The organism is Halodurantibacterium daqingense (assembly GCF_042666235.1).
GTDB lineage: Bacteria > Pseudomonadota > Alphaproteobacteria > Rhodobacterales > Rhodobacteraceae > Halodurantibacterium > Halodurantibacterium daqingensis.
The window spans coordinates 186,733-211,123 of record NZ_JBHTFQ010000006.1 but is presented as its reverse complement, the minus strand read 5'-3'; the positions used below and the strand labels follow the sequence as shown (position 1 = coordinate 211,123).

General features: G+C 69.8%; 20 protein-coding genes. 8 read left to right on the top strand and 12 right to left on the bottom strand.

What is annotated here, in order from left to right; translation table 11 throughout:
* Positions 1–30: 30 nt before the first annotated feature.
* A complete protein-coding gene (locus ACFQXB_RS12625; RefSeq protein ID WP_377404229.1) occupies positions 31–1,404 on the bottom strand; it encodes an NAD(P)/FAD-dependent oxidoreductase in 1,374 nt (457 codons plus the stop codon).
* A gap of 75 nt (positions 1,405–1,479) precedes the next feature.
* On the opposite strand from ACFQXB_RS12625, the gene speB reads away from it, so the two are divergent.
* The 5 genes from speB to ACFQXB_RS12600 all read left to right on the top strand — a co-directional run bounded on the left by speB (position 1,480) and on the right by ACFQXB_RS12600 (position 5,986).
* Positions 1,480–2,439 (top strand): agmatinase, encoded by a 960-nt coding sequence (gene speB / locus ACFQXB_RS12620; RefSeq protein ID WP_377404590.1) that lies wholly within the window; start codon positions 1,480–1,482, stop codon positions 2,437–2,439.
* Positions 2,436–2,879, top strand: a complete 444-nt coding sequence (locus tag ACFQXB_RS12615) for a DUF1499 domain-containing protein (protein WP_377404227.1) — start codon at positions 2,436–2,438, stop codon at positions 2,877–2,879. The genes speB and ACFQXB_RS12615 overlap by 4 nt, the downstream gene beginning before the upstream one ends.
* 44 nt (positions 2,880–2,923) lie before the next feature.
* The gene (gene prfA, locus ACFQXB_RS12610) at positions 2,924–3,979 is read left to right on the top strand and encodes a peptide chain release factor 1 (protein WP_377404224.1); all 1,056 of its coding nucleotides are present in this window, start codon (positions 2,924–2,926) and stop codon (positions 3,977–3,979) included.
* Complete coding sequence (gene prmC, locus ACFQXB_RS12605) at positions 3,976–4,803, top strand: peptide chain release factor N(5)-glutamine methyltransferase (RefSeq protein ID WP_377404221.1); 828 nt, start codon at positions 3,976–3,978, stop codon at positions 4,801–4,803. The genes prfA and prmC overlap by 4 nt, the downstream gene beginning before the upstream one ends.
* Positions 4,804–5,044: 241 nt before the next feature.
* Positions 5,045–5,986: a DUF4167 domain-containing protein gene (locus ACFQXB_RS12600; protein ID WP_377404218.1), complete on the top strand. Its 942-nt coding sequence runs from the start codon at positions 5,045–5,047 to the stop codon at positions 5,984–5,986.
* Positions 5,987–6,877: 891 nt separating this feature from the next.
* On the opposite strand, the gene rsmA is transcribed toward ACFQXB_RS12600, so the two are convergent.
* The 6 genes from rsmA to lptF all read right to left on the bottom strand — a co-directional run bounded on the left by rsmA (position 6,878) and on the right by lptF (position 14,430).
* On the bottom strand, positions 6,878–7,720 hold the full coding sequence (gene rsmA, locus ACFQXB_RS12595) for a 16S rRNA (adenine(1518)-N(6)/adenine(1519)-N(6))-dimethyltransferase RsmA (RefSeq protein WP_377404215.1): 843 nt from the start codon (positions 7,718–7,720) through the stop codon (positions 6,878–6,880).
* Positions 7,717–8,706 carry a 4-hydroxythreonine-4-phosphate dehydrogenase PdxA gene (gene pdxA, locus ACFQXB_RS12590; protein ID WP_377404212.1) on the bottom strand — a complete coding sequence of 330 codons (990 nt, stop codon included), beginning with the start codon at positions 8,704–8,706 and terminating at the stop codon, positions 7,717–7,719. The genes rsmA and pdxA overlap by 4 nt, the downstream gene beginning before the upstream one ends.
* A 103-nt stretch (positions 8,707–8,809) precedes the next feature.
* The gene (locus tag ACFQXB_RS12585; protein WP_377404209.1) at positions 8,810–10,012 is read right to left on the bottom strand and encodes a peptidylprolyl isomerase; all 1,203 of its coding nucleotides are present in this window, start codon (positions 10,010–10,012) and stop codon (positions 8,810–8,812) included.
* 31 nt (positions 10,013–10,043) lie between these two features.
* On the bottom strand, positions 10,044–12,176 hold the full coding sequence (locus ACFQXB_RS12580) for an LPS-assembly protein LptD (RefSeq protein WP_377404206.1): 2,133 nt from the start codon (positions 12,174–12,176) through the stop codon (positions 10,044–10,046).
* A complete protein-coding gene (lptG, locus tag ACFQXB_RS12575) occupies positions 12,173–13,264 on the bottom strand; it encodes an LPS export ABC transporter permease LptG (protein ID WP_377404203.1) in 1,092 nt (363 codons plus the stop codon). The genes ACFQXB_RS12580 and lptG overlap by 4 nt, the downstream gene beginning before the upstream one ends.
* Positions 13,261–14,430, bottom strand: a complete 1,170-nt coding sequence (gene lptF / locus ACFQXB_RS12570; protein ID WP_377404200.1) for an LPS export ABC transporter permease LptF — start codon at positions 14,428–14,430, stop codon at positions 13,261–13,263. Before lptF ends, lptG begins: the two co-directional genes overlap by 4 nt.
* Before the next feature lie 126 nt (positions 14,431–14,556).
* Between lptF and ACFQXB_RS12565 the strand changes: the two genes are divergently transcribed.
* The gene (locus tag ACFQXB_RS12565) at positions 14,557–16,029 is read left to right on the top strand and encodes a leucyl aminopeptidase (protein ID WP_377404197.1); all 1,473 of its coding nucleotides are present in this window, start codon (positions 14,557–14,559) and stop codon (positions 16,027–16,029) included.
* A complete protein-coding gene (locus ACFQXB_RS12560; protein ID WP_377404194.1) occupies positions 16,029–16,487 on the top strand; it encodes a DNA polymerase III subunit chi in 459 nt (152 codons plus the stop codon). The genes ACFQXB_RS12565 and ACFQXB_RS12560 overlap by 1 nt, the downstream gene beginning before the upstream one ends.
* A 22-nt stretch (positions 16,488–16,509) precedes the next feature.
* Here ACFQXB_RS12560 and ACFQXB_RS12555 read toward each other — a convergent pair whose 3' ends face one another.
* The 3 genes from ACFQXB_RS12555 to ACFQXB_RS12545 all read right to left on the bottom strand — a co-directional run bounded on the left by ACFQXB_RS12555 (position 16,510) and on the right by ACFQXB_RS12545 (position 21,231).
* Entirely contained in the window at positions 16,510–17,091 is a 582-nt protein-coding gene (locus ACFQXB_RS12555) for a retropepsin-like aspartic protease family protein (protein WP_377404191.1), read from the bottom strand.
* A gap of 275 nt (positions 17,092–17,366) precedes the next feature.
* The gene (locus tag ACFQXB_RS12550; protein ID WP_377404188.1) at positions 17,367–17,975 is read right to left on the bottom strand and encodes a MarC family protein; all 609 of its coding nucleotides are present in this window, start codon (positions 17,973–17,975) and stop codon (positions 17,367–17,369) included.
* A gap of 1,411 nt (positions 17,976–19,386) precedes the next feature.
* The gene (locus ACFQXB_RS12545) at positions 19,387–21,231 is read right to left on the bottom strand and encodes an ABC-F family ATP-binding cassette domain-containing protein (protein WP_377404185.1); all 1,845 of its coding nucleotides are present in this window, start codon (positions 21,229–21,231) and stop codon (positions 19,387–19,389) included.
* A gap of 431 nt (positions 21,232–21,662) precedes the next feature.
* Here ACFQXB_RS12545 and ndk point away from each other — a divergent pair, with 431 nt between their 5' ends.
* Positions 21,663–22,085, top strand: coding sequence for a nucleoside-diphosphate kinase (gene ndk / locus ACFQXB_RS12540; protein WP_377404182.1), 423 nt, complete (start codon positions 21,663–21,665; stop codon positions 22,083–22,085).
* A 944-nt stretch (positions 22,086–23,029) separates the two neighbouring features.
* On the opposite strand, the gene ACFQXB_RS12535 is transcribed toward ndk, so the two are convergent.
* Positions 23,030–23,188, bottom strand: a complete 159-nt coding sequence (locus tag ACFQXB_RS12535) for a hypothetical protein (protein ID WP_377404179.1) — start codon at positions 23,186–23,188, stop codon at positions 23,030–23,032.
* A 387-nt stretch (positions 23,189–23,575) separates the two neighbouring features.
* Positions 23,576–24,382: a ferredoxin--NADP reductase gene (locus ACFQXB_RS12530; protein ID WP_377404176.1), complete on the bottom strand. Its 807-nt coding sequence runs from the start codon at positions 24,380–24,382 to the stop codon at positions 23,576–23,578.
* Between the last annotated feature and the right edge of the window lie 9 nt (positions 24,383–24,391).

Genomic DNA, 24,391 nt, shown 5'->3' with positions numbered 1-24,391 from the left:
CTGTCGGTGCGGTGCGGGTGATGCGGCGCCTTATCCGCGCCCGGGGGCGGGATGGCAAGCGGCTTGGCCCGGGCGCGGCAGCGGCCCGTCCTTCAGCGCAAGAACCCGGTAGCCCAGCGCCAGCAGCGGCCGGCGCAGGAAGGGAAGCGGGAAACGGCGCGGCGGGTGGCGCATGATCCCGGGAAGGTCGGGCGTCTGGCCAAGGATCTCCTGCGCGATGCGCGCCCCGGCAAGGCTGGCGGTGGAAACCCCGTTGCCGTGCCAGCCAAGCGCGGCGAACAGGCCCGGCGCCCCGGGCACCGGCCCGGCAAAGGGGGCAAGGCTGCCGGTCAGACAGGCAAGCCCCGACCAGTGCCGTTCGACCGCGACATCGGCCCAGGCGGGAAACAGCGCCGCGAAATGCCGCCGTGCCTCGGCATGCAGCGCCGCCAGCGCGGCGGGGCGGGCGCTGGTGCCGCCACGCATGCCGAACAGGAAGCGCCCGTCGGGCAGCAGCCGGAAATAGTGCAGAAGCGCGCGGCTGTCGAAGCTCATGGTTTCGCTGGTCCAGCCCTGGGCGGCGCGTTCCGCCTCGGACAGGGGGCGGGTGGTGAAGACGGCGGACAGCACCGGCAGGCGCCGGGCGGCAAGCCAGGGCGGCAGGTCGTCGGCGCCATAGCCGTTGGTGGCGATCAGAACCCGCCCCGCCTGCAGGCTGCCCTGCGGCGTGGTCAGCTGCCAGCCGCCCCCGGAGGGGCGCAGCGATGACACCGGGCTGTCGCCGCAGATGGTGGCGCCCGCGCGCTGCGCCGCCCGGGCCAGTCCGCGCAGATATTTCAGCGGATGCAGCGGGAAGCCCACCGGGTTGAACAGCCCGCCGTGAAACCCCGCCCCCGCAATGCCCCGCGCGGCAAGCTCCGCAGGCGACAGCAGCACCAGCCTTTCGCCATGAAGCTGCGCCCGCTCGCGCGCCTGGCGCTGCAGCGCCGCCCAGGCGGCGGGGCGATGGGCCAGCAGCATCTCTCCATCGGGGCCGCGATCGGCGTCTATTTCCTCCTCCTGCAGAAGGGTGGCAACATGGGACACGGCCTCTTGCTGAAAGCGGTGGAAGCGGCGCGCGGCCTCGGGGCCGAAGCGGCGGACCAGCGCGGCATCGTCCAGCTTGGACCCGCCCATGCAGCAAAAACCGCCGTTGCGCCCCGAAGCACCCCAGCCCGGCTGCACGGCCTCAAGCACCGTCACGCCCACGCCCGCCTGCGCAAGCGCGCGCGCCGCCGACAGCCCGGCATAGCCCGCGCCGATCACGGCCACCTCGCTGCGCGCGGCGCCGGTCAGGGGCGGGCAGGGCGGGGGCGCGGGGCTGGTCGCGGCCCAGTGGCTGTCGGGCCAGGCCGGATCATAGGCGGGGGATTCGTAAAGCTGCATGGTTTCCGCTCGTGCTGGCCTTTCCTGCGCGAGACGCTAGTGTGCGGGGGAAAGATGCGCAAACAGGATGCGACCATGGCGCTGGAAGATGCAAGGACCGAGGTGGATACCGCCTTTACCCGGCAGGGGCCGCGCGGCCTCGCCTATGAAAACGCCTTTGGCGGCGCGACGAGTTTCCTGCGTCGCAGCTATACCAAGGATCTGACCGGTGTGGATCTGGCCGTGACCGGGGTGCCCTTCGACCAGGCGGTGACGCATCGCCCCGGCACACGCTTTGGTCCGCGCGCGATCCGCGAGGCCTCGGCGCTTCAGGCCTTCGATGCGCCCTATGGCTGGGGGTTCAGCCCGCTCGAGGGCTTCGCGATTGTCGATTATGGCGACATGGCCTTCGATTACGCAAATGTCCCGGCCTTTCCCGATACGCTGACGGCCCATATCCGCACCATCCTTGCGGCGGGGGCGGGCAGCCTGACGCTGGGGGGCGACCATTTCATCACCCTGCCGATCCTGCGCGCCTATGCGGAGCGGTTCGGGCCGCTGTCGGTGATCCAGTTCGACGCCCATTCCGACACCTGGGTGGATGACGACATGACGCGCATCGACCACGGCACCTTCCTTTACAAGGCGATCCGGCAGGGGCTGGTGGATCCGGCCCGTTCGGTTCAGGTGGGAATCCGCACCGACAACCCCGACACGATGGGCATGCAGATCCTTGATGCGCGCTTCGTGCATGAAAACGGCGCCGCCGTGACCGCCGCGCGCATCCGGGACATCGTGGGCGACCATCCGGCCTATGTGACCTTCGATATCGACGCGCTGGATCCGGCCTTTGCGCCGGGCACCGGCACGCCCGTCTGGGGCGGGCTGACCAGCGCGCAGGCCGCCCATATCCTGCGCGATATCGCCGGGATCAACATGGTCGGCGGCGATGTTGTCGAAGTCTCGCCCCCCTATGATCCGACGGGGGTCACCGCGATCATGGGCGCGCATGTGGCCACCGAGCTGATGTGCCTTTATTGCTGGGGCCGGCGATGATGCGGCGCCTTCTTCTGCTGCTGGTCGTGGCCGCGCTGGGCGGAGCCGCCTGGGTGCGCCTTGCGCCGCTTGAGGGCCCGGCCTGGCATGTCGATCCCGATCAGGTGCAACCGCCCGACCGGCCCAACCACGCGCTTTTGCGGTCGGGCAGCGTGGTCTATCCGATTCCGCCCGAAACCCTCGCCGCCGCGGTGGATGACATCGCCATGGCCGATCCGCGCACGCGGCTTCTGGCCGGCTCGGTGGCCGAAGGGCACATGACCTATGTGGCGCGCAGCCGGATCTGGGGCTTTCCGGATCTGGTCACGGTCCGGGTCGTCCCGCATCCTGACGGCGCGACGCTGGCGGTGTTTTCCCGGGCGCGGTTCGGCCGTTCCGACATGGGCGTCAACCAGGCGCGGCTTGATGGCTGGCTGCGGCAACTGCCCGAACCGCTCTAGCAAAGGCTTGACCGCGCCGGGCCGATCGGCCATGCCCTGCGGCCATGGTTCCGCTGGAAAAACTCGATCAGATCACCCGCCGCTTCCAGTTCCTGGAGGCCAAGCTGTCCGAGGGCGCTGCGCCCTCCGAGATTGCCGCGCTCAGCCGGGAATATTCCGAGCTGAAGCCTGTGGTCGCCGAAATCGCCGCCTACCGTCAGGTGCTGGCCGATCTGGACGATGCGCAGGCGATGCTCTCCGACCCGGAACTGCGCGCCCTGGCCGAGGACGAACTGCCGCGCCTGCGCGCCCGCCTTCCGGGGCTGGAACAGGCGTTGCAACTGGCGCTTCTGCCGAAGGATGCCGCCGATGCCCGCCCCGCGATCATCGAGATCCGCCCCGGAACCGGCGGGGACGAGGCCGCGCTTTTCGCCGGTGATCTGCTTCGCATGTATCAGAAATACGCCGAGGCCCAGGGCTGGCGATTCCAGATCATCGAATTGCAGGAAACCGAGCTGGGCGGCATCAAGGAGGTGATCGCCAGCGTTCAGGGCGAGGGCGTCTTTGCCCGGCTCAAATACGAATCCGGGGTGCACCGGGTGCAGCGCGTTCCCACCACCGAAAGCGGCGGGCGTATCCATACCTCGGCCGCGACGGTCGCCGTCCTGCCCGAGGCCGAAGAGGTCGATATCGAGATCAACCCGGCCGATATCCGCATAGACACGATGCGCGCCAGCGGGGCGGGGGGGCAGCATGTCAACACCACCGATTCGGCCGTGCGGATCACCCATATTCCCACCGGGCTTGTGGTCACCAGTTCGGAAAAGTCCCAGCACCAGAACCGCGCCATCGCCATGCAGGTGCTGCGCGCGCGCCTTTACGACATGGAGCGCAGCCGCGCCGATGCGGAACGCTCGGCCGATCGCAAGGCGCAGGTGGGTTCAGGCGACCGGAGCGAGCGGATCCGCACCTACAACTTCCCCCAGGGCCGGATGACGGACCACCGCATCAACCTCACGCTTTACCGTCTGGACGCGATCCTTCAGGGCGACCTGACCGAGGTGATCGACGCGCTGATCGCGCATGACCAGGCGGCGCGGCTGGCCGAGATGGAGGCATGAGGGCAGCCGACCTCATGCCCGCAGCCGTTGCCCGCCTGCGCGACGCGGGCATCGAAGGCGCCCCCCGCGATGCCCGGCTTCTCATGGCGCATGCGCTGGACATTCCCGCCGACCGGCTGACCCTTGCCCTGCACGACCCTCTGCCCGAAGGTGCCGCCGCGCGCTTTGAGCAGGCCATCGCCGCGCGCCTTCGCCGCCAGCCGGTTTCGCAGATCCTTGGCTGGCGGGACTTCTTTGGCCGCCGCTTCCGCGTGACGCCGGATGTGCTCGATCCCCGCCCGGAAACCGAAACGCTGGTTGCCGCCGCGCTCGAGGAACCCTTTGCGCGCGTGCTGGATCTGGGCACGGGCACGGGCGCGATCCTGCTGACGCTTCTGGCCGAAACCGATGCCACGGGGCTGGGCGTCGATCTGTCGCCGGCGGCGCTGGATGTGGCGCGGGACAATGCCCGCCTGCTGGGCCTGTCGGACCGGGCGCGCTTTGCCGAATCGGACTGGTATGCCGCCGTTCCGGGGCAGTTCGATCTGATCGTGTCCAACCCGCCCTATATTGCTGCTGCGGAGATGGAGGCGCTTGCCCCCGAGGTGCGCGACTGGGAACCGCATCTGGCGCTGACGCCGGGCGGCGACGGGCTTGACGCCTATCGCGCGATCACGGCCGGGGTCCGGGCGCATCTGGCCCCGAACGGGCGGCTGGCGCTGGAAATCGGCGCCACGCAGGGCGCCGCGGTTGCGGCGCTGGTGCGCGGGGCAGGTGCGGCCCGGGTGCGGGTTCTGCCCGATCTGGATGGTCGGGACAGGGTGGTTCTGGGCCAGTGGCCCTGAGCGCGCGCAGTGGCGCGGCCCGGCCACATTCCGGCGAAAAGCGGCAAAGTCGCGGGTGGTGATGTGTTTTTCGCTTGTTTCATGGCGCCTGACATGTTTAGTCAGTCCCGTGACGGGAGGATGGCGATGCGCTGTTTCCCGCGCTGGTAAGCCCAACATGTGCGGTTCAACGGGTTACGGCACGCCGATTCGCCGCCGATCCCGCCACGCAAGGCCCATCAAGGCTGGATAAAAGAAAAGCATGAGATCATCCAAGTCCCGTTCGCGTTCCAAGTCGAACCGCCCGCGCCCGCTCGGCAATATTGTCAACCGGGTGTTCGATTCGTCCGGCCCCGAGGGCAAGGTGCGGGGGACGCCGCAGCAGATCATCGACAAATACCTCATCCTCGCGCGTGACGCCCAGCTTTCCAATGACCGGGTGGCCGCCGAGAACTTCCTGCAGCATGCCGAGCATTACACCCGCATGCTGGGCGAGGCGCAGCGCGAAATGGGCCAGCAGCCCGAACGCCGCGAGGACGACGACCGTTATGAGGGCAATGGCCACAACGGCCGTCAGGACAACAACCGTCAGGATGGCCGTAACGACACCCGCAATGACGGGCGCAACGACCGCAATGACGGGCGCAACGACCGCAATGACGGGCGCAACGACCGCAATGACGGGCGCAACGATCAGCCGCGCGACACCGCGCGCCAGGATCAGCCCCGCCAGGATCGTGGCCAGGACCGGGCCCAGAACGAGCATCGCGCCCAGCCGCGCCACGAACCGCGTGCCGAGGCAAGCGCCGATGCGCCCCAGCCCGCCGAGCGCGGCGCCGAGCAGCCGCCCGCCGCTGCGGCCCCCGCATCGTCCGGCCCGGAGCGTGGCAGCGATGCACCGGCTTCCCCTGCGTCCGACGCCCAGACCCTTGGCGCGAACGAGGTGATCGACCTGAGCGGCGAGGAATCCGGGCTCGTCGAAACGCCCGAGGCCAATCCGCAGCGCAACCGCCGCCGCAGCCCGCGCCGCGAACCCTCTGCCCCCGAGGCAGCTGACGCCGCCCCCCCGGCCGCTGAGCCCCAGGCCGATGCCCAGCCGGCGCTGTTCGACGAACCCGCCGCCGAGGCGCCGGCCGAAAAGCCCAAGCGCCGCTATACGCGCAAGCCGAAGGCGGACAGCGACAAGAAAACCACGGTCGAATGACCAGCGGGCCTTCGGGCCCGTTTTCTGTCCGGCGCCCGCCGCATCTCCGTTCCACACCGACCGCCGAGGCCCGCCCTGGTCGCGGCCGGTTCCGGCTGCCCGCCGGCCGTCGGCCCTGCCGGAACGCCGCCAGCCGGTCGCCGACCCTCGCCAGCCCGTGCCGCCAGCAGCTCCACCAAGCCAATGGCCTCCATATTTCGCTCCCGATGAACTCCCAAGGACACCTCCCGGCCAGTTCTCCACACGGGGCAGCCAGCGGCAACAAGGGGGCAGAACAGAGCTTGCGGCCCGCAGGCATCCCGTGCACCCTTTCCCTGTCGGCGTCTCTGGCTCCCGCGCGGCCGGCCGGCGGCGATGGGCACGGGTGGCGGCGCATGTGCCGGCCCGGGTGTATGCGCTCTGGCCGGTTGTCTATGCGCCGGGCAGGCTGATACGGCTTGGCCGGGATGGTGGTTGTGCCCGTTCATCGGACGGTCGGCGGAATGACGCTGAGGCCGGGGCCCGGAACGGCCGGCCGGGGGCATCCTGCCGGCGGGCCGGTTCAGCCGCGCCGGGCGCGGGCGTTGCGCCAGGGCGGCGGGCTGCCGGTCGATCCGGGCGTGACCGTGGCAGGGTGAGGTCGAAGGTGCTGCGGATTGACGGCCGAGGGACGCCCGGCCCCCGAGGCGGAGGGCACCCTGTCCCTGATCGTGCCGGGCAAGCTGCCTGGACATGAGGCGGATCCCGGGCGACGCTGGCGGCTGACGGCGGGTCGTTCGCGCCGAGGGCAGCGCCCCTTCCGCCCGGAAGGTGGCTGGCCTGCGGCCGGCGCCCCCGCGCCAGGCGGAAGATACCGCGCCGGGTGTCCCGGCCCTGGGGCCGACACCGCCGCGGCCCGAAGGCGCAGGCGCATCAGCCCGCGGCGATCGAGCGGGCGAGGGCGCAGAAGGCCTCGAGGCTGATTTCCTCGGCCCGCGCGGTCGGGGGGATGCCGGCGGTGACAAGGTGACGCTCGATATCCGGCGCGACGCCCTTGAGGCTTGCGCGCAGCATCTTGCGCCGCTGGTTGAAGCCTGCGGCCGTCACCCGCGACAGGATCCGTTCGTCGGCCGGGTAAAGCGGCGCCTCGCGGCGCGTCACATGCACCACCGCCGAATGCACCTTGGGCGCGGGGGTAAAGGCCTCGGGCGGGAGGGTCATCACGATCCGGGCCTCGGCGCGCCATTGCACCAGCAGCGCCAGCCGGCCATAGGCCTTTGACCCGGGGCGCGCAACGATGCGCTCGGCCACCTCTTTCTGGAACATCAGCGTCAGGCTGTCCCAGAACGGCGGCCAGGCGGCAGGGGTCAGCCAGCGGATCAGAAGCTCGGTCCCGACGTTGTAGGGAAGGTTTGCCACCACCTTGATCGGCGGCGTCAGATGCGCGGTCACGTCCAGATCCAGCGCGTCGGCGTTGATGACCTCAAGCCGGCCGGGATAGGCGGCGGCGATCTCGGCCAGGGCGGGCAGGCAGCGGGCATCCTTTTCCACCGCCAGAACCCGGCGCGCGCCCTCGGCCAGAAGGCCGCGCGTCAGCCCGCCGGGCCCGGGCCCGATTTCCAGCACATCCGCGCCGGACAGATCGCCGGCCTGACGGGCGATCTTGGCGGTCAGGTTCAGATCCAGCAGGAAGTTCTGGCCAAGCTGCTTCTTCGCGCTGAGCCCGTGCTGCGCGATCACCGCGCGCAGCGGGGGCAGGCCGTCAATCGCGCTCATGGCGCGCCATCGGCAAGGGCGCGGGCGCGGGCCATCGCCTCGGCCATGCGCAGGGCGGCGATCAGGCTGGAAGGGTCGGCACTGCCCTTGCCGGCGATGTCGAATGCGGTCCCGTGATCGGGCGAGGTGCGGATGAAGGGCAGGCCCAGCGTCACATTGACCCCGTTGGCGAAATCCAGTGTCTTGATCGGGATCAGCGCCTGATCGTGATACATGGCCACCGCCACGTCATAGCGGGCGCGGGCCTCGGCGTGAAACAGCGTGTCGGCGGAATGGGGGCCGGTGATGGCCATGCCCTCGGCCTGAAGGGCGCGCAGAACCGGGGCGATAAGCACCGCCTCTTCGTCGCCCATCGCGCCGCCCTCGCCGGCATGGGGGTTGAGCCCGGCCACGGCAATCCGCGGGCTGACCAGCCCGAAATCGCGTTGCAGCGCCGCATGGGTGATGCGCAGCGTGTCGCGCAGAAGCTGCGCATCAAGCTGGCCAGGCACCTGCGACAGCGGAATATGGATCGTTACCGGCACCACCCGCAACGCGTCGCAGGCCAGCATCATCACCACCCGGTCCACCCCGGCCAGCGCCGCGAGGTATTCGGTATGGCCAGGATAGGCAAAGCCCGCGCCATCCTTCAGCGCCTTCTTGTGGATCGGATTGGTGCAAAGCGCCGAGGCCGCGCCGCGCTGCACAAGCTGCACGCCCCGCGCGATGACCTCGATCACCGCGGCGGCATTGGCAGGCTCGGGCCGGCCCGGGCGCGCCGGCGCGGGAAAGGGGTGCGGCAGCACCGGCAGCGCTGTGGCGCAAACATGCAGCGCCTCGGACGGGTCGCTGATCTCGCGGATCGCGGCGCCCTTGGGCAGATGCGCGGGGTCGGCGATCAGGAAGAACGGCAGCCGCGCGCCCAGTACCGCCCAGGCGGATTGGGCGATTTCAAGGCCGATGCCGGCAGGCTCGCCGCAGGTGAGGGCAACGGGCGGGCGGCTCATGCGCGGCCCCCGCGCAAGGCCGGGTCGCGCCCGCAGCCAGGCGGCGCCCGCCAGGCGGGCCGGCCATCGCAGGCCGCACCGGCGGAAGGCTGGAGGCGTGCCGTCATTGCAGGCGGATGAAGGCGTCGGCGCGCAGTTCGTCCATCAGGATATCGGCATAGCCGTTCAGACGCTGGTTGATGATCTGTTCGCGCACCGCATCGCGCGACGGCGGCTCGGGCAGGATCGGCCGGCGGTGGCAGAGCATCAGCACCAGCGTGTCATTGCCCTGTGTCAGGCTGGACGAGATCTCGTTCGCATCAAGGCGCGCAAGCTCCATCCCGATATCCTGCGGAAGCTGCGCAACCGTCTGGCTGGTGACCACGACCTGCCCCGGGGAAAGGCCCACGGCGGGGCGGTTGAGATCGACGCAGCTGTCCACCTGTGCCGCGATCTGCGCCACAAGCGTCTGCGCCGCGGCGCCGGTGCCGGGGATCAGGAAGCGCGCATATTCCACCTCGACCGCGCTGGGGTCGGTGCTGCGGGTTTCCTCAAGCGCGCGCAGCTGGAAGATCGCGATCGCATTGCCCAGGGTGATCGGCGGGGTCACGTCGCCCGGCTGCATGGTCAGGAACATCGCACCGATTTCGGGCGGCAGGTTCGCCAGTGGCAGCCAGTCGATCTGGCCACCCTGTTCGCGCGATTGCGCGGCCGAAAACTGGCGCGCCGCGTCGGCAAAGGCACTGCCGCGCAGCTGGCTGATTTCCTCGGCCAGGGGCGCGGTCTGTTCGATGAACTCGGGCGTTGCGGGCAGGATGATTTCCGACAGCAACACCCGCACCGCCCCGCGCTGCGAACTGGCCGAAAGCGCCCGGTCGATATCGGCCTCGGTCACGCTGGTGCTGGCGCGCTGCGCGAAACGGGCGCGCACCACCTCGCGCCACAGCATCCCGGCGGCGACGAAATCGCTGAAGGTTTCCTCGGCGATGCCGGTCTGGCCCAGGGCTGCGACGAATTCCTCGGTGCTCATGTTGGCGCGGCCGGCGAATTCGGCCATGCCGGCCTCAAGCTGCGCCTCGGTCAGGGTGATGCCCAGCCGGGCCGCCGCATCCTGCCGCAGCCGGTCCTCGATCAGCGCGTCAAGCGCCTGCTGCTGCAGGTCGCCGGCGGTGTTGAGCACTTCGAGGAACATCGCCCGTTGAGAGACCTCGTAGCCGGTGACGATCCGGTCGTTCACCTGGGCGCGGGTCTGGAACAGCCCCTGCGCCGCGCCCGGAAGCGGGGTCAGCGCAAGAAGGGCGGCGGTGAAAAGCATGGTCAGGCGCATGGTCTGGTCCGTTCTCCGTCTTTCGCCCGGCTCAGCCCGAACAGGAGCGGCTGCGCGCCCCCGCCTGGCCGGTGCCGAAGCCAACCAGATCGACCGAAAGGCCGAAGGTCGTGGTGGGCCGCACACTAGTCGAGGATGTAAACCTGCGCGAGAGGGAAAGATCAACCGCCACGCATTCGTTGCGGTAAATCAGGCCAAAGCCCGCCCGTGTCGCCTGTTCGGCCTCGAAGTCATAGCGCCAGTCGGTGCGCGCCTGCCAGTTCGCCGTCACGCGCCAGGCGGCATCGAGCACCCATTCCGAGGCATCGGCCTCGCGCCCTTGCGCCGGATCGGCCGCCGCCCAAAGGTAGGAACTGGCCAGATCCAGCCGCCCGGCATCATAGTTCAGGCGCAGCTCGTTCTGCGAAAAGCTCAGGTCATCGGCAAAGAGGGCGCGGTTGGTCAGGCTGATCGTGCCGGTGCCGCGCAGCGCGAAATTGGTGATATCGGCCACCACCAGCCAGTCGGACCGCGCGCCGCCCAGCCCCGACTGGGTGGGAAACTGATCGCGTCCGTCGTCGCGCAGCACCCGCCCCAGGGCCAGGCCCAGTTGCCAGCCGGCCGGATCCAGCCGGCTGTACTGCAGCCCGGCGTTGACGCGCGTGCCTGTCTCGTGCCGGTCCCAGCCCGGGAAGCGGTTGAGGCTGAAGAGGTTGCCCTCGTCGAATTCGACCAGCACGCTGTCCTCGTCGGGCAGCCCGTTGCGCGAGGAATGGCTGCGCACCACCTGCACCACCGGCTCGATCACATGCACCACGCCCGTGGTGCCCTGCCGCGCCCAGGGCCAGCGCAGTTCCACGGCTGCGGCGGGGGTAAAGCGGTTGGGGCGTGGCGGCAGGCTGCTGTCCTGGCGGATTGCATATTGATCGAAGGTGCCGCGCAGGTTCGCCGTGGCCTTGAGCCCGCCCCGCAGGATCCAGCTGCGCTGCCAGTCCAGCTGGCCACTTGCGCGGCCCACGTCGCGGCCCAGCATGTCGATATCCGAGGGGCGGTAATGGGTATGGGCATTGAACCGCGCCGTCCCGATCCCGCCCCAGAGCGTTTCGCGGCGGATATAGTTCAGATCGGTGACGGCGGTGGGTTGCAGGGCGTTCACCTCGCCGGCGCGGATGCTGCGGAAGTGAAAGACCCGGGCGCTGAAATGCTCGTCGCGGCGGGTGCGCGACAGTTCAACCCGATTGGTCAGCCGGTCCTGATCCGAGATGTCGTAATCCTGCAGGTAGAAGCTGTCGCTGGCGGCCTGCAGCCCGAAGCTCAGCACATAGTCGTCGCGCAGGTCGAACCGGCCGCTGCCGAATACATATCCGCGCAGCCCCGAAGGCTCCAGATCGTCGTCCGAAATGGCCCCGGCAAGTTCATAGCTGCCGCCGGGCAACGCCTGGCGATAGCGGAAGTCCAGCGTCCGCGTCCGCCCCGAGGAGATATAGGGCGAGACCGTCACATCGGCATGATCGCCCAGCGTGAAGAAATAGGGAATCCGCACGCCATAGCCCAGGGTGCTTGTGGTGCGGAAACGTGGCGCGAGAAAGCCGTTGGCCCGGTCCAGCGTCGGATCGGGCATCCGCAGGCGCGGAATATAGGCGACGGGCAGGCCCATGATCCGGAACTGCGCGCGGTCAAAGTAAAGCTGCTGCGCCTCCTGGTCGTGCAGCACCCGGGCGGCGCGGATTTCCCACAGCGGCGTCGGATTGTTCGCGCAGATCTGGCAGGACGAGGCCACGGTGTTGCGCAACTCGGTATAGCGCCCCTCGCGCCGCGCAAGGCTGGTGGCGGCCAGTTGCAACTGCTGCTCCAGCACCATGCGCGCGCCTTGCAGAAGGCCCTCGCGCAGATCGGTGCTCAGCTCGGCCTCATCGGCCACCAGGATCACCCCGGCCGCGTCCACCAGCGTGATCGGCCCCTCGATGGTCAGCCGGTCGCCCGCCCGGTCATAGATGATCCGGCTGGCGCGCATCCGCGTCGTGCCATAGAGAACCTCGACCGCGCCCTCGGCGATCAGCCGGTTGTCGCCGGCGATCTGCACCCGGTCGGCCACCAGCGTCGCGGGCAGATCCTGCGCCTGGCCGGGAACGGCCAGCGCGATCGACAGCGCGGCCGCCGCGCAAAGGGTCCGCAAGGCGATCATCCGTCCTCCAGATGCAGAATGAGCCCCAGCGCCAGCAGGGCTGCGGCGATGGGCGGGCTCCAGGCGGCCAGGATCACCGGGATCTGGCCGTTTTCACCCAGCACCTGCGCGAAGTTGCGCAGAAAGAAGATCCCCAGCCCCGCCAGCAGCGCGATCAGCACCAGGGGCCCGGTGCGCCCCAGCCGGGGCGGGCGCATGGCAAAGGCGGCGGCGATCAGCACCATCGCCCCCATCAGAAGCGGCAGCGCCAGTTCCATCTGGAACCAGACCCGGTGTTGCCGGGCGGAAAAGCCCGCGCGTTCCAGCTGGCCGATGAAGGCGGGCAGATCCCAGATCGGAATGGCCGAAGGGGTGCCGAAACTGTCACGGATCTGCGAGAGCGTCAGGTCGGTGGGCAGTGTCATCGCCGCGTGGCGGCGCGCGTCGCGTTCGGGGTTGTCGCTGTCCAGCGGCCAGTCCTTGGCATCCTGCACCTGCCAGGCGCCTGGGGTCAGCCGCGCCTCGGCGGCCTCGATCCGGCGGGCCGGGCCGCTTTCGGGCGCGAAGGTAAGGAAGGTCACCCCCTGCAGCACCGTCCCGTCAAGGCTGGCGCGTTGCGCGCGGATCACCGTCTGGCCCTCGGCCCCGCCCTGACGCAGCCACAGCCCCTCGCGGCTGATCGACAGCACGCTTTCGCTGCCGGTCAACTGGCCGGCGCGCGCCTCGTAGCGTTTCGAGGTTGCGGCTATCAGCGGGTTCAGCACCGCGACCGCCAGCACCCCCAGCAGCACCGCCGTCGCGACCGGGGCGACGAGGCTGCGCAATGCCGAAACGCCCGCCGCCCGCGTGACCACCAGTTCCGAACTGCGTGCGAGGCTCAGAAACATCAGAAGCGCCGCAAGGATCACGATCAGCGGCAGGATCCGGTACACCCCTTCGGGCATGTTGAGCGCGGCCAGCTCCAGCGCCGGGCCAAGCCCCGGGGCGCTGCCCGACAGACGGCGGATCTGTTCCACCATGTCCAGAAGCAGCAGCATTCCGGCAAAGACCCCCAGCACGATGGCAAAGGCCCGCAGGAAGCGGCGCGCGAAATAGCGGGCAAGGGTCATGCCGTTGCCCCTCCGTGCAGACCCCGGCGCGGATTCTGGGGTGGACCCTGCGGCGGGCGGGGCGGGCGCACGCGGCGCGGCCGGATCGACAGCCACAGCACCAGCACCGCGATCGCCCCCCCTGCAAGCACCGGTGCCCAGGCCAGCGCCGCCAGCCGTTCATCGCGCAAGGCCATCCCCGAGGCGACATTGGCCACCATCTGCACCAGCACCAGCAGGACCACCGCCAGAAGCATCTGCCGCCAGACCCCGAAGCGGCTGAACCCGCCCAGAAGCAGCGTGCCGAAGCCGATCAGCGCAGAGACGGCCGCAAGCATCGGCTGGGCAAAGCGGCTGTGGGCCTCGTGCAGGAAGAAGGCGCGGCTCTGACGGGTTTCCTCAAGCAGCGTCTCGCTGGGGTTGAACAAGGCCAGCGTCGGCAGTTCGCGCGCATCCAGCCGACCGCGCCCGCCCACCGACACCAGCGCGCCGATATCATATGTCAGATCGCCAAAGCGGGTGGTGAACAGGCGCTGGCCCTCGGCGCGCAGGGTCTGGGCCAGCCCGTCCACCATCACCAGCACCGGGCCGCTGTCACCGCGCACGACATAGGCGGCACGGGCGGAATAGGTGGTGCGGCTGCGCGGGCTGCGCGCGTCCGAGAGATAGATGTCGCGCAATTCGCCGCTGGGCAGGATTTCGCGGATGTAAAGGGTGATGCCCTCGGCGGGGTGCAGGAACTGGCCCTCGACCAGCAGGCGGGCGGTGATGTTCTCGGCGATCTCGCCCTGGCGTTCGGCCAGGGTGCTGCGGCTTGCCGGCACAAGGTAATGCGTCAGCACCGACATCAGCAGCGCCACCACCAGCCCGAACATCAGCACCGGCCGCGCAAGGCGAAAGCTGGAAAAGCCGGTGGCCTGCATCACCACCAGTTCGCTGTCGGTGGACAGCCGGTTCGTGACAAAGACCGCCGCCGCGAACGAGGCGACCGGCAGCACAAGCCGGATGACATTGGGCAGGGTCAGGGCGCTGATTTCCAGAAACACCAGCGCCGTCTGGCCATCGCCCAGAAGCTGATCGAACAGCGCCACCGCCCGGTTGACCCAATAGACCGACACGAGCACCAGCGCGAAAAAGCCGAACACCGTCATCAGTTGCGACAGCATGTATCTGTCGAATCTTGACATGCGCGCGGCGACCCCCGGGGTGAACAGTGGCGCGGACCCTAGCCGAATTGCCGGGCGGGGAAAACTCTAATCTGGTCATCGCGGCGGGGGGCGGCTAGGCTCGCGCCGAAGCCAAGGGAAGACCAGATGACCACACCTGTCAGCATTCATTTCACCGAAACCGATCTTGCGGCCCTGTCCACCTTCGAAGGGCGCGTTGTTGTCCTGTCAGGCAGCACCGCCGCCGTGCGCCGTGCCAATCGCGCCACCCGTGGCGCGCTGGCGCGGCTTCTGGACAGCGAGGGATGGCAAAAGGCCAAGCCGGGCGAGGCGCGCGACCTGGCCTTTCCCGCGGGCCTGAAGGCCGAGGCGCTGCAGGTCGTGCGGCTTGACCGCCGTGCCGGCGCCGCCGAGGCGCGCAAGGCCGGGGCCGCAATTGGCAAGGCGTTGGGGCCGCAGCCGGTTCTGGTGCTTGCGCCCGGCATCACGCGCGCCGCCGAAGTGGCCTTTGGCCTTGCGCTGCGCGCCTATGCCTTCACCGATCACAAGACCGAGGAAACCAAGCCGCTGGGCAGCGTGACCTTCATGGTCGATCGCCCCGAAGAGGTGGCCGCCGCCGCCGCACCGATGGCCGCACTGGCCGAAGGCGTGTTCTTCACCCGCGATCTGGTGAACGAACCCGCCAACATCCTGACCACCAGCGATTTCGCCGCCCGCCTTGCTGCGATGCAGGAACTGGGCCTCGAGGTCGAGATCCTCGAGGAACCGGAGCTGGAGGCGCTGGGGATGCGCGCGCTTCTGGGCGTGGGGCAGGGCTCGGAAAGCCCCTCGAAGGTCGTGGTCATGCAGTGGCGCGGCGGTGGCGACGAAGCCCCGCTTGCGCTGGTGGGCAAGGGCGTGGTCTTCGACACCGGCGGCATCTCGATCAAGCCCGCCGCCGGGATGGAGGACATGACCATGGACATGGGCGGCGCGGGCGTCGTGGCGGGCGTGATGCGCACGCTTGCGTTGCGCAAGGCGCGGGCCAATGTCGTGGGCCTTGTGGGGCTGGTGGAAAACATGCCCGACGGGCGCGCGCAGCGGCCCGGCGATGTCGTCCGGTCGATGAAGGGCGACACGATCGAGGTGATCAATACCGATGCCGAGGGGCGGCTCGTGCTGGCCGATGTGCTGTGGTATGCGCAGGACCGTTTCAAGCCCGCGGGCCTGATCGATCTTGCCACCCTGACCGGGGCGATCATCATCGGTCTGGGGCATGAAAACGCCGGCGTGTTCTCAAACGACGACAGGCTGTGCGGTGCCTTCCTCAAGGCCGCCGCCGCCGAGGGCGAGGGCGCCTGGCGCATGCCGCTGGGCGAGGCCTATGACAAGCTCATCAAGTCGCGCGTGGCCGATATCAAGAACACCGGCGGCCGGGCGGCCGGGTCGATCACCGCGGCGCAGTTCCTGCAACGCTTCGTGAAGCCGGAAACCCCCTGGATCCACCTTGATATCGCCGGCGTCGCCCTGCTGACCACCGACAGCAGCTTTGCGCCCAAGGGGGCAACGGGCTGGGGCGTCATGGCGCTTGACCGGCTGATCCGCGACCGGTTCGAAACCGGCCCTGACGCACAGGGCTGATGCCGGCGCTGTTCTATCATCTGACCCACTCGCCGGTGGAAACGGTTGCGCAGATGCTGCTGGAAAAGGCGCTGCAGACCGGCTGGCGGGTGGTGATCCGCGGCAGTGACGCGGATCGGCTGGCCTGGCTTGACCAGCGCCTGTGGCTGGGGGCTGACGACAGCTTTCTGCCGCATGGGCTGGCGGGCGGGCCGCACGATGCCGACCAGCCGGTGCTGCTGACCACCGGCAGCGACCGTCCGAACGGGGCGCAGTGCCTCATGGCGCTGGACGGGGCGGTGATCGAGGCCGACGAGGCGCGGACGCTGGAACGCGCCTGGCTTCTGTTCGACGGCAATGATCCCGCCGCGGTCGAGGCCGCCCGCGACCAGTGGCGCCGCCTGACCGGCGCGGGCATCGCCGCGCAATACTGGAGCGAGGAAACGGGCCGCTGGCAGAAAAAGGCAGAAAAAGCCTAGCGTTGCGCCGCAATCTTCATGTTCAGCGTGAAAGGATCAGCCGGTCGCGGACCATCTCGATCCGCTCGAACCGGTTCAGATAGGCCATGCCCAGAAGCGAGGTTTCCATCTGGCCCTCGTTGACCCAGGCGGTCAGGTTGGTGTCGCGGAACTCGCCCAGGGTCACCTCGTCGATGCGGATCCGGGCGGTGCGGACCGTGCCGTTGGCGGTGCGCGCCTGGCCGAAATAGCCAAGATCGGCCGGGTCGATGCCGATGCGCGCCGCGTCCTGCGTGGTCAGCACCACGTCGGTGGCGCCGGTATCGACGACAAAGCGCACCGGCGTGCCGTTAAGCTCAAGCGTCAGGTAGTAATGCCCGTCGATGGCGCGCGGCACCTCGACCCGGGCGGCGCCGGTGATGACCGAATGCTGCGGAATGCGGTCGCGCTGAAGATCGGACCAGAGCCCCCAGCCGGTGGCAAGCCCGATGATGATCAGCAGCCAGATCGCCATCTGCTGCACCATCTGCCCCATCTGGCGGCGGTTCTGCAGCAGGAAATAGCCGCCGATCACCGCCAGCAGCAAGATCAGGTAAAGCACCCGTGCGAAATCGTCTCCGGCCATCGGCATACCCCCTGCGGTGCAATCTAGGGCGCGGGACGGCGGCTGTCACGGGCGGGTTGGGAAAAACAGCAAGGCCGGGCGGCGGTCGGTCGTGCAGGTGCCTGGCGGGGTGGTCAAGCGCGGCGCGGGCCCGTGTCCGGCGCGCGCCTCTGCCCGGTCCGGCCGGGGATCGCGCCGCTGCCTTGCCCGGCGACGAGTTCCGCGCTGCACCCGGGGTCGGGCCGCGGCGCTGAAAGCGGCCTTGTCCGGCCCCGCGCCACGTCGGGTTGCCGGGATCAGGAGGCGAGAACGCTTCGCAGCCCGTCGATGACGAACTGCACCGACAGCGCCGCCAGAAGCATTCCCAGAAGCCGCGTGACGACCAGCGTTCCGGTGCGGCCCAGGACGCGCTCGATCGGGCCGGCCAGCAGGAACAGCAGGAAGCACATCGCCACCACCGCCGCCATCACCAGATGCACGGCCAGCAGGGCAAGGTTCGACTCGGTCTGTCCGGCCAGGAGGATCATCGTGGCCATCGCGCCCGGTCCCGCGATCAGCGGCATGGCCAGCGGAAAGACTGACGGATCCTCGGCCGGGATGGTCTGGCCTTCACGCCGCGGGGCGCGCCGATCGAACAGCATGTCGAGCGCGGTGAGAAACAGCAGGATGCCTCCGGCGATGCGGAAGGCGGGCATCGAGATGCCGATGAAGGCCAGCACGCCCTCGCCGGCGAGGCCGAAGAGGGTCAGAAGCGCAATGGAGACCGCGCAGGCCCGCAGGCCCACCGCCACGCGTTCGCGCTGGGTCATGCCGGCGGTGAGGGCGATGAACAGCGGCGCAAGGCCGATCGGGTCGATCACCACGAACAGCGCGACAAAGGCGGTGATGAGGAAGGTGACGTCCATCAGCGTTGCTCCTGTCCGAAGGCGCGGGGGGATGGGGCCGGCGCGGGCATCGAGCCCGCACCGGCCCCGCGCCCTCCTCGCGCCATGGGCCGGTGGGACGCGGATCGAGGGGCGGGCGTTGGCGCGGGGCTTGTGGGGGTGCGGCTGGTCGGGCCGGCGGAGCAGCGGCGAGGCGCGCGAGCCGCGCCTCGGGCGCGCGCTCTGGCCGGGCGCGCCGATGTGGTGTGGGCGGGGCTCTCGTGGAGGGGGCGGTTGCTGCCGGGATGTCTGTCGTCGTCGCCTGGCCATACGGGGCGGCCCTTGGCCTGGTGGCTGCGATTGCTGCGCCTTCCGGACATAGGGATCAGGGGGCGGCGGGTCTGGACCGGGACGCCGGGGCCGTGGGGGGAGGGGCCGGTTGCGCTGTAGTGCCGTGCAACGCGCGGGCCTTTTGCAGTGGGACGGGTTGGCGCTGCGCCCGTGGCCTGGAGGCTGCGATCGCGGCGACTTCCGAGCGAGGGGATCAAGCGCCGGGCGGCGGGGGGTGGCGCTTGGGGGGCATGGGAAACCGGGGTCAACTGCGGCAGTGCCATGTGCAGCGGGCGGAGATGTGGCCGGACGCAACGCGGTGACCGCAGCGGCAGGATGGGACGTGGTGTGGCGCAGGAAGCCGGGAGGCCGATCGGAAGGCTGCGGTGCGGCGTGTGGACTGTCGGCGGATGCAAGGAAGGGCGGTGACGGCTGGAGGGCTGGCAGTGCCGGGTGCCGCAGGCCGCCGTGATGCCTGCGGCGCGCAAGACAAAGCGCCGGAGGACGGGACGGCGCGGGCGGTGCCGCGAGGGGACGCATGGACCGGCGGCAGGCGCAAGGAATGGGACCGCCGGAGCGCGGGACGGCGCAAACGGGTGCAACAGGGCAGCCTCGCCCGAACAGGGGGCATGCGCAGGGAGAGGGGGAGCGGGCGGGCGTGGCAGCCTTGCCGGCACGATCACCGGCAGGCCGGCGCGCGGCGGTCCGCTCTGCCGGGCCCGGGTGACATTCCGGCCCGGCGCGCCGTTCCAATGGGGCAGATCGCGGCAGGCATGCCGTTCGAGTCCGGCATGCGTTCGGGTCGGGCGTGCCTTTCCGGGCCGGTGCGCCGTTCCGGGCGTGGGCGCTGTTTGACCGCCGCATCCCGTTCCGGCCTGATGCCCCGTGCGGTCCGGGATCTGTGTTCCGGCGGGGCGCTCGGTTTCAGTTGGCTGCTCCGTTCCGACCGGGGGTTCCGTTCCGACCGGGGGTTCCGTTCCGGCCAAGCATGGCCTCTTGGCCCGGCTCTCCGTTCCGCCGGGCCGCTCCGTTCCGCCGGGCCGCTCCGTTCCGCCGGGCCGCTCCGTTCCGACCCGGGGCTCCGTTCTGGCGCGGAGCCTTCTTCCGGCCCGGCGCCCGCTGGTCACGTTTCGGCCTCGTCCAGCCGTTCCTGGGCCTTCAGCCACAGCGCCTCGGCGCGGTCGAGCCCTTCCATGACCTCGGCGTATTTCTTCTGCCAGGTCTCCATCTCGCCGATGCGCGCGGGTTCGTAAAGCGCCGGATCGGCAAGCTTCTTTGCCAGCTTGTCGCGCATGTCGTTCAGCTTGCCCAGACGCTCTTCGCATTTGCGGACCTCGCTGCGCAGCGCCTGCATCTCGTCGCGGCTGGCGCGCTTCTTCTCGGGCTTCGGCTTGTCCGGCTTCGGATCGTCGCTTTGCAGCAGAAGCTTGCGGTAGGTCTCCAGGTCATCCTCATAGGGCGCCACGGCCCCGCCCTTGACCAGCCACAGCCGGTCGGCCACGAGGCTGAGAAGGTGCATGTCGTGGCTGACAAGGATCACCGCGCCGGAATAATCGGTCAGCGCGTTCACCAGCGCCTCGCGGCTTTCGATGTCGAGGTGGTTGGTCGGCTCGTCGAGGATCAGAAGATGCGGCGCATCCAGCGTGGCCAGCAGCAGCGACAGCCGCGCCTTCTGCCCGCCGGAAAGCCGCCCCACCTCGGTTTCGGCCTGCGCGGCCATCAGGCCGAAGCCGGCGAGGCGGGCGCGCAGGCGGGGCTGGCCCTCGGTCGGGCGCTGGCGCATGATGTGTTGCAGCGGCGTTTCATCGAGGTGCAGTTCATCCACCTGATGCTGGGCGAAATAGCCGATGCGCAGCTTGGACGATCGGGTGGTCTTGCCGCCCATCGGCTCGAGCTTGCCGGCCAGCAGCTTGGACAGCGTCGATTTGCCTTCGCCGTTGCGGCCCAGCAGGGCGATGCGGTCATCCTGGTCGATGCGCAGGTTCAGCTTGCGCAGGATCGCCTTGCCGTCATAGCCCACGGCCACATCCTCCAGCGCGATGATGGGGGGCGACAGTTCCTCGGGGGCGGGGAAGGTAAAGACGTGCTTTGCGGCCTCCTCCGGGGCGGTGATCGGCGTCATCTTCTCCAGCATCTTGACGCGGCTTTGCGCCTGCTTGGCCTTCGAGGCCTTGGCCTTGAACCGGTCCACGAAGCTTTGCAGATGGGCGCGGCGGGCCTCCTGCTTCTTGGCCTCGGCGGCCAGCACGGCGCGCTGTTCGGCGCGGGTGCGGGCGAAGGTGTCATAGCCGCCCTGATAAAGCGTGAGCTTGCGGTCATCGAGATGCAGGATCGCGCCCACCGCTCGGTTCAGCAGGCCGCGGTCATGGCTGATGATGATGACCGTGTGCGGGTATTTCGCCAGATAGCTTTCCAGCCACAGCGCGCCTTCAAGGTCGAGATAGTTCGTCGGTTCGTCCAGCAGCAGCAGGTCGGGCTGGGCGAACAGCACGCCCGCCAGCGCCACGCGCATCCGCCAGCCGCCGGAATAATCCGAACAGGGGCGCAGCTGGTCCTCGGGTTCGAAGCCCAGCCCGCGCAGGATCGAGCTGGCGCGGCCTTCCGCCGACCAGGCGTCGATATCCGAAAGCCGGGCGTGGATCTCGGCGATACGCGCGGGGTCGGTCGCGGTTTCGGATTCCGCCATCAGGCTGGCGCGTTCGGTATCGGCGGCGAGCACCGTCTCGATCAGCGAGGTGGAGGACGAGGGCACCTCCTGCGCGACGCCGCCGATGCGGGCGCGGGCGGGCAGGCTGATCTCGCCCCCCTCCAGCGCCAGTTCGCCGCGGATGATGCGGAACAAGGTGGTCTTGCCGGCGCCGTTGCGGCCGACAAGCCCGACCTTGTGGCCGGTCGGGATCATGGCGCTGGCCCCCTCGAACAGGGGACGGCCTTCGACGGAATAGGTGATGTCGCGTATGGTGAGCATGGACACCCCCTGCACCATTGCCGCAGCGCCGTCAATCGCGGGCAGCGCGTGCGGGGGGGGGCGGCCGATGCCTGCGTTGCGCGCGGGCAGGCGGGGGTGCCGATGGCGCGGGGGGCAGCACGCCCGGAACCGGGGCGGGGCAGCGGCCCCGGGGTCCGGCGGGGGTGAAGGCCCCGGCGCTTGCCATCCGCGGGCGCCCGGCCGCTGGCGACCGCACGGTCCCGGTTCCGGGCGGCCGGCGCGACGGGCAGCGGCGTCGGGCGCTGCCCCTGTTGCCCGGCGGGGCGCATCGCGCCGCCCGGAGCGGGCGCGCCCGGTCGCGGGCCGCCGGCCGCCCGGATGCCGGATCACCTTTTCAAGCCCCGCCGCCCGTGTTAGCAGGGCGCCGGTTTTCCACAGCGGGGCACAGCCCCCAGCAGCACGAGGCGACAATGGCCACTGAACGCACCCTTTCCATCATCAAACCCGATGCGACCCGCCGCAACCTGACCGGCAAGATCAACGCCAAGTTCGAAGAGGCCGGCCTGCGCATCATCGCGCAGAAGCGCATTCATCTGAGCCAGGCCCAGGCCGGCAAGTTCTACGAAGTTCACGCCGCGCGCCCCTTCTACGGCGAGCTGTGCGAATTCATGGCCTCCGAGCCGGTCGTGGTGCAGGTGCTGGAAGGTGAAGGCGCCGTGGCAAAGAACCGTGAAGTGATGGGCGCGACCAACCCGGCCGAGGCCGCCGAGGGCACGATCCGCAAGGAATTCGCCCTGTCGATCGGCGAAAACTCGGTCCACGGCTCGGATTCGGCCGAGAACGCGGCGATCGAGATCGCCTTCTTCTTCTCGGGCCTCGAACTGGTCGGCTAAGGCCGGACCGCCGGCAAGGGCATCAAGGGCCGCGCGGGCAACCGCCGCGGCCCTTCGTCGTTGCTGCGGAGGGCGGCGCCGGTCCTTGCGTCAGGAGGGCCACGCGGGGTTCGGCCCTCGGCGCCCGAGGAATGGCCTGGCCCCCGTCCGGTTGATCCGCTTCCGCGCGCGCGGCAGATGCGCGGCAGACGCGCGGCAGACGCGCGGGAGACGCGCGGCAGAGTGTTGCCGGTGGTGCGCCCGCCGGGCCGTGCCTGACCTTGCACCGGCGGGCCAGGTCGCGCCGCAACCCCCGGGGCCAGTGACGGCGTATTTCTCATCTGCACCACATCGCGGTTGCCGCAGCGAAACGTCGCGCGCAGGAGGGGGGTAGAGGGTCCACATCCGGCCGAACCGGTCGTCAAAGCCCGGCGCGGCACCATCGGGTCAAGCACCGCGGCGTCATCCGTCCCTGGCAGTGGCGGCGGCCCGCCAACGGGTGCCTGGCGCTGAACCGCCGGCGGGTGCGCGGCAGAGTGTTGGCGGCAGGGCGCCTGCGGGGCGGCGGAGAGCCTTGGTCCGCGGCGCGGCGGCGGCCGTCGGCTTGGCGGAGGGCAGGTGGCTTCGGCCGGATGGGGCTGCTTTCGCGGGCTTGCGACGCTCATTCCCGGCCGGAGCGCCTGCCCCCTGAACCGAGAACGGCAGATGCTCTGCCGTGCAGGGCATCTTGCGGCGGGCGCGTCCGAGGCCGGGATTGGCCGAAGGGGCGGCCCTGGCCCATCTGCCCCCTGCGGCGGTTTCTTCCGGGCGCCGCGACGGCGGCGGGGCCGGTCCCGCCGCGGCAGATCCGGGGCAGCCAGAGGCGATCAGGTCGGCGCCGCCGGGGGGAAGGGCCTGACGGGCGCGCGGCCCGGCCTTCCACGCCGGTCGCGCGGTCGGGTCCGGGCCGTCGCATGCCGTGCCGCTCAGGGGCGCGGGCGGTTCAGCCGGTCAAGCGCGGTGCAGGCGGCGCCGTCGCCCTCGGCGCAAAGCGCGCTCAGTTGCCGTTCGGCCGGGGTCAGCGTCGTCGGTCCCGCGCAGGCGGCAAGCAGGGCCAGCGAGGCACAAAGAACAAGCGATTTCATGAATATCCTCTGACATGGGGCGATCCGGGGCCTGGGGCCGGCTGGCCCGGGCGGCAGGTCCGGCAAGGGCCGGAAACCCGGACAACAGGTCAGGCCGTTATGTAACCCGCACCCGCGCGGGGCAACCGCCGGTCCCCGCGGCAAGGGCCGCTGTCACGCGCATGTCATGAAGTGTGAAAGCCCGGCGCCAAGGGTAACGCGCCCGAAAGGGGGGCTGCGGCTCCCCGGCCGGGATCCGGCCCCGCAGCCCGGTGCCGCATCCGTCGGGCCAAGGCGGTCCGGCCCCGCGCGATAGCGGGATCCGGGGCGGCGCCGTGCGGCTGATGCGGTGCCGATGCCGGAAGCGCCGAGGCCCGTTCAGGGCGGCCGGCGCCCCGGCGGCGGGGATCAGCCGACGAAGGCCTTTTCCACCACATATTCGGCGGGTTCGGAATTCGCCCCCTCGTGCAGGCCGAAGCCTTCGAGGATCTCCTTGATCTCCAGGTTGAAGGCCAGCGAGCCGCAGACCATGCCGCGGTCGGTCTCGGCGCTGATCGGCGGGATGCCCAGCTTCTGAAACACTTCGCCCGACCGCAACAGATCGGTGATGCGGCCCATCTGCGGGCTTTGCTCGCGCGTGGTGGTCGGGAAATAGCGCAGCTTGGCGCGGGCATCCTCGCCGATGAATTCGTGGTTCAGCGTTTCCTCGACCAGCTGGCGGCCATATTCCAGCGCCGCAACCTCGCGGCAGGTATGGGTGAGGATCACCTCGTCATAGCGTTCATAGGTTTCGGGGTCGCGGATCAGGCTGGCGAAGGGGGCGATGCCGGTGCCGGTGGCAAAGAGCCACAGCCGCTTGCCCGGCAGCAGCGCGTCCAGAACCAGCGTGCCCACGGGTTTCGGGCGCAGGATGATCTGGTCGCCCGGCTGGATATGCTGCAGCCGGCTGGTCAGCGGGCCGTCCTGCACCTTGATCGAATAGAACTCCAGCTCGTCATCCCAGGAGGGCGAGGCGATCGAATAGGCGCGCAAGAGCGGCTTGCCGTCCTCCTTCAGGAGGCCGATCATCACGAATTCGCCCGACCGGAACCGCAGCGACTGCGGCCGCGTCACCCGGAACGAGAACAGATCGTCGGTCCAGTGGCGCACGGCGGTGACCGTCTGCGCATCGGGAAGGGTTTTCACGGCCGGTTGCACGGAAGTCTGTTGGTTCATGTGGCATCC

What these genes read in the sequence shown, in the direction of transcription:
- ACFQXB_RS12625 (WP_377404229.1), bottom strand. Translation starts at nt 1,404, where the DNA reads ATGCAGCTTTACGAATCCCCCGCCTATGATCCGGCCTGGCCCGACAGC.
- speB (WP_377404590.1), top strand. Translation starts at nt 1,480, where the DNA reads ATGGCGCTGGAAGATGCAAGGACCGAGGTGGATACCGCCTTTACCCGG.
- ACFQXB_RS12615 (WP_377404227.1), top strand. Translation starts at nt 2,436, where the DNA reads ATGATGCGGCGCCTTCTTCTGCTGCTGGTCGTGGCCGCGCTGGGCGGA.
- prfA (WP_377404224.1), top strand. Translation starts at nt 2,924, where the DNA reads ATGGTTCCGCTGGAAAAACTCGATCAGATCACCCGCCGCTTCCAGTTC.
- prmC (WP_377404221.1), top strand. Translation starts at nt 3,976, where the DNA reads ATGAGGGCAGCCGACCTCATGCCCGCAGCCGTTGCCCGCCTGCGCGAC.
- ACFQXB_RS12600 (WP_377404218.1), top strand. Translation starts at nt 5,045, where the DNA reads ATGAGATCATCCAAGTCCCGTTCGCGTTCCAAGTCGAACCGCCCGCGC.
- rsmA (WP_377404215.1), bottom strand. Translation starts at nt 7,720, where the DNA reads ATGAGCGCGATTGACGGCCTGCCCCCGCTGCGCGCGGTGATCGCGCAG.
- pdxA (WP_377404212.1), bottom strand. Translation starts at nt 8,706, where the DNA reads ATGAGCCGCCCGCCCGTTGCCCTCACCTGCGGCGAGCCTGCCGGCATC.
- ACFQXB_RS12585 (WP_377404209.1), bottom strand. Translation starts at nt 10,012, where the DNA reads ATGCGCCTGACCATGCTTTTCACCGCCGCCCTTCTTGCGCTGACCCCG.
- ACFQXB_RS12580 (WP_377404206.1), bottom strand. Translation starts at nt 12,176, where the DNA reads ATGATCGCCTTGCGGACCCTTTGCGCGGCGGCCGCGCTGTCGATCGCG.
- lptG (WP_377404203.1), bottom strand. Translation starts at nt 13,264, where the DNA reads ATGACCCTTGCCCGCTATTTCGCGCGCCGCTTCCTGCGGGCCTTTGCC.
- lptF (WP_377404200.1), bottom strand. Translation starts at nt 14,430, where the DNA reads ATGTCAAGATTCGACAGATACATGCTGTCGCAACTGATGACGGTGTTC.
- ACFQXB_RS12565 (WP_377404197.1), top strand. Translation starts at nt 14,557, where the DNA reads ATGACCACACCTGTCAGCATTCATTTCACCGAAACCGATCTTGCGGCC.
- ACFQXB_RS12560 (WP_377404194.1), top strand. Translation starts at nt 16,029, where the DNA reads ATGCCGGCGCTGTTCTATCATCTGACCCACTCGCCGGTGGAAACGGTT.
- ACFQXB_RS12555 (WP_377404191.1), bottom strand. Translation starts at nt 17,091, where the DNA reads ATGGCCGGAGACGATTTCGCACGGGTGCTTTACCTGATCTTGCTGCTG.
- ACFQXB_RS12550 (WP_377404188.1), bottom strand. Translation starts at nt 17,975, where the DNA reads ATGGACGTCACCTTCCTCATCACCGCCTTTGTCGCGCTGTTCGTGGTG.
- ACFQXB_RS12545 (WP_377404185.1), bottom strand. Translation starts at nt 21,231, where the DNA reads ATGCTCACCATACGCGACATCACCTATTCCGTCGAAGGCCGTCCCCTG.
- ndk (WP_377404182.1), top strand. Translation starts at nt 21,663, where the DNA reads ATGGCCACTGAACGCACCCTTTCCATCATCAAACCCGATGCGACCCGC.
- ACFQXB_RS12535 (WP_377404179.1), bottom strand. Translation starts at nt 23,188, where the DNA reads ATGAAATCGCTTGTTCTTTGTGCCTCGCTGGCCCTGCTTGCCGCCTGC.
- ACFQXB_RS12530 (WP_377404176.1), bottom strand. Translation starts at nt 24,382, where the DNA reads ATGAACCAACAGACTTCCGTGCAACCGGCCGTGAAAACCCTTCCCGAT.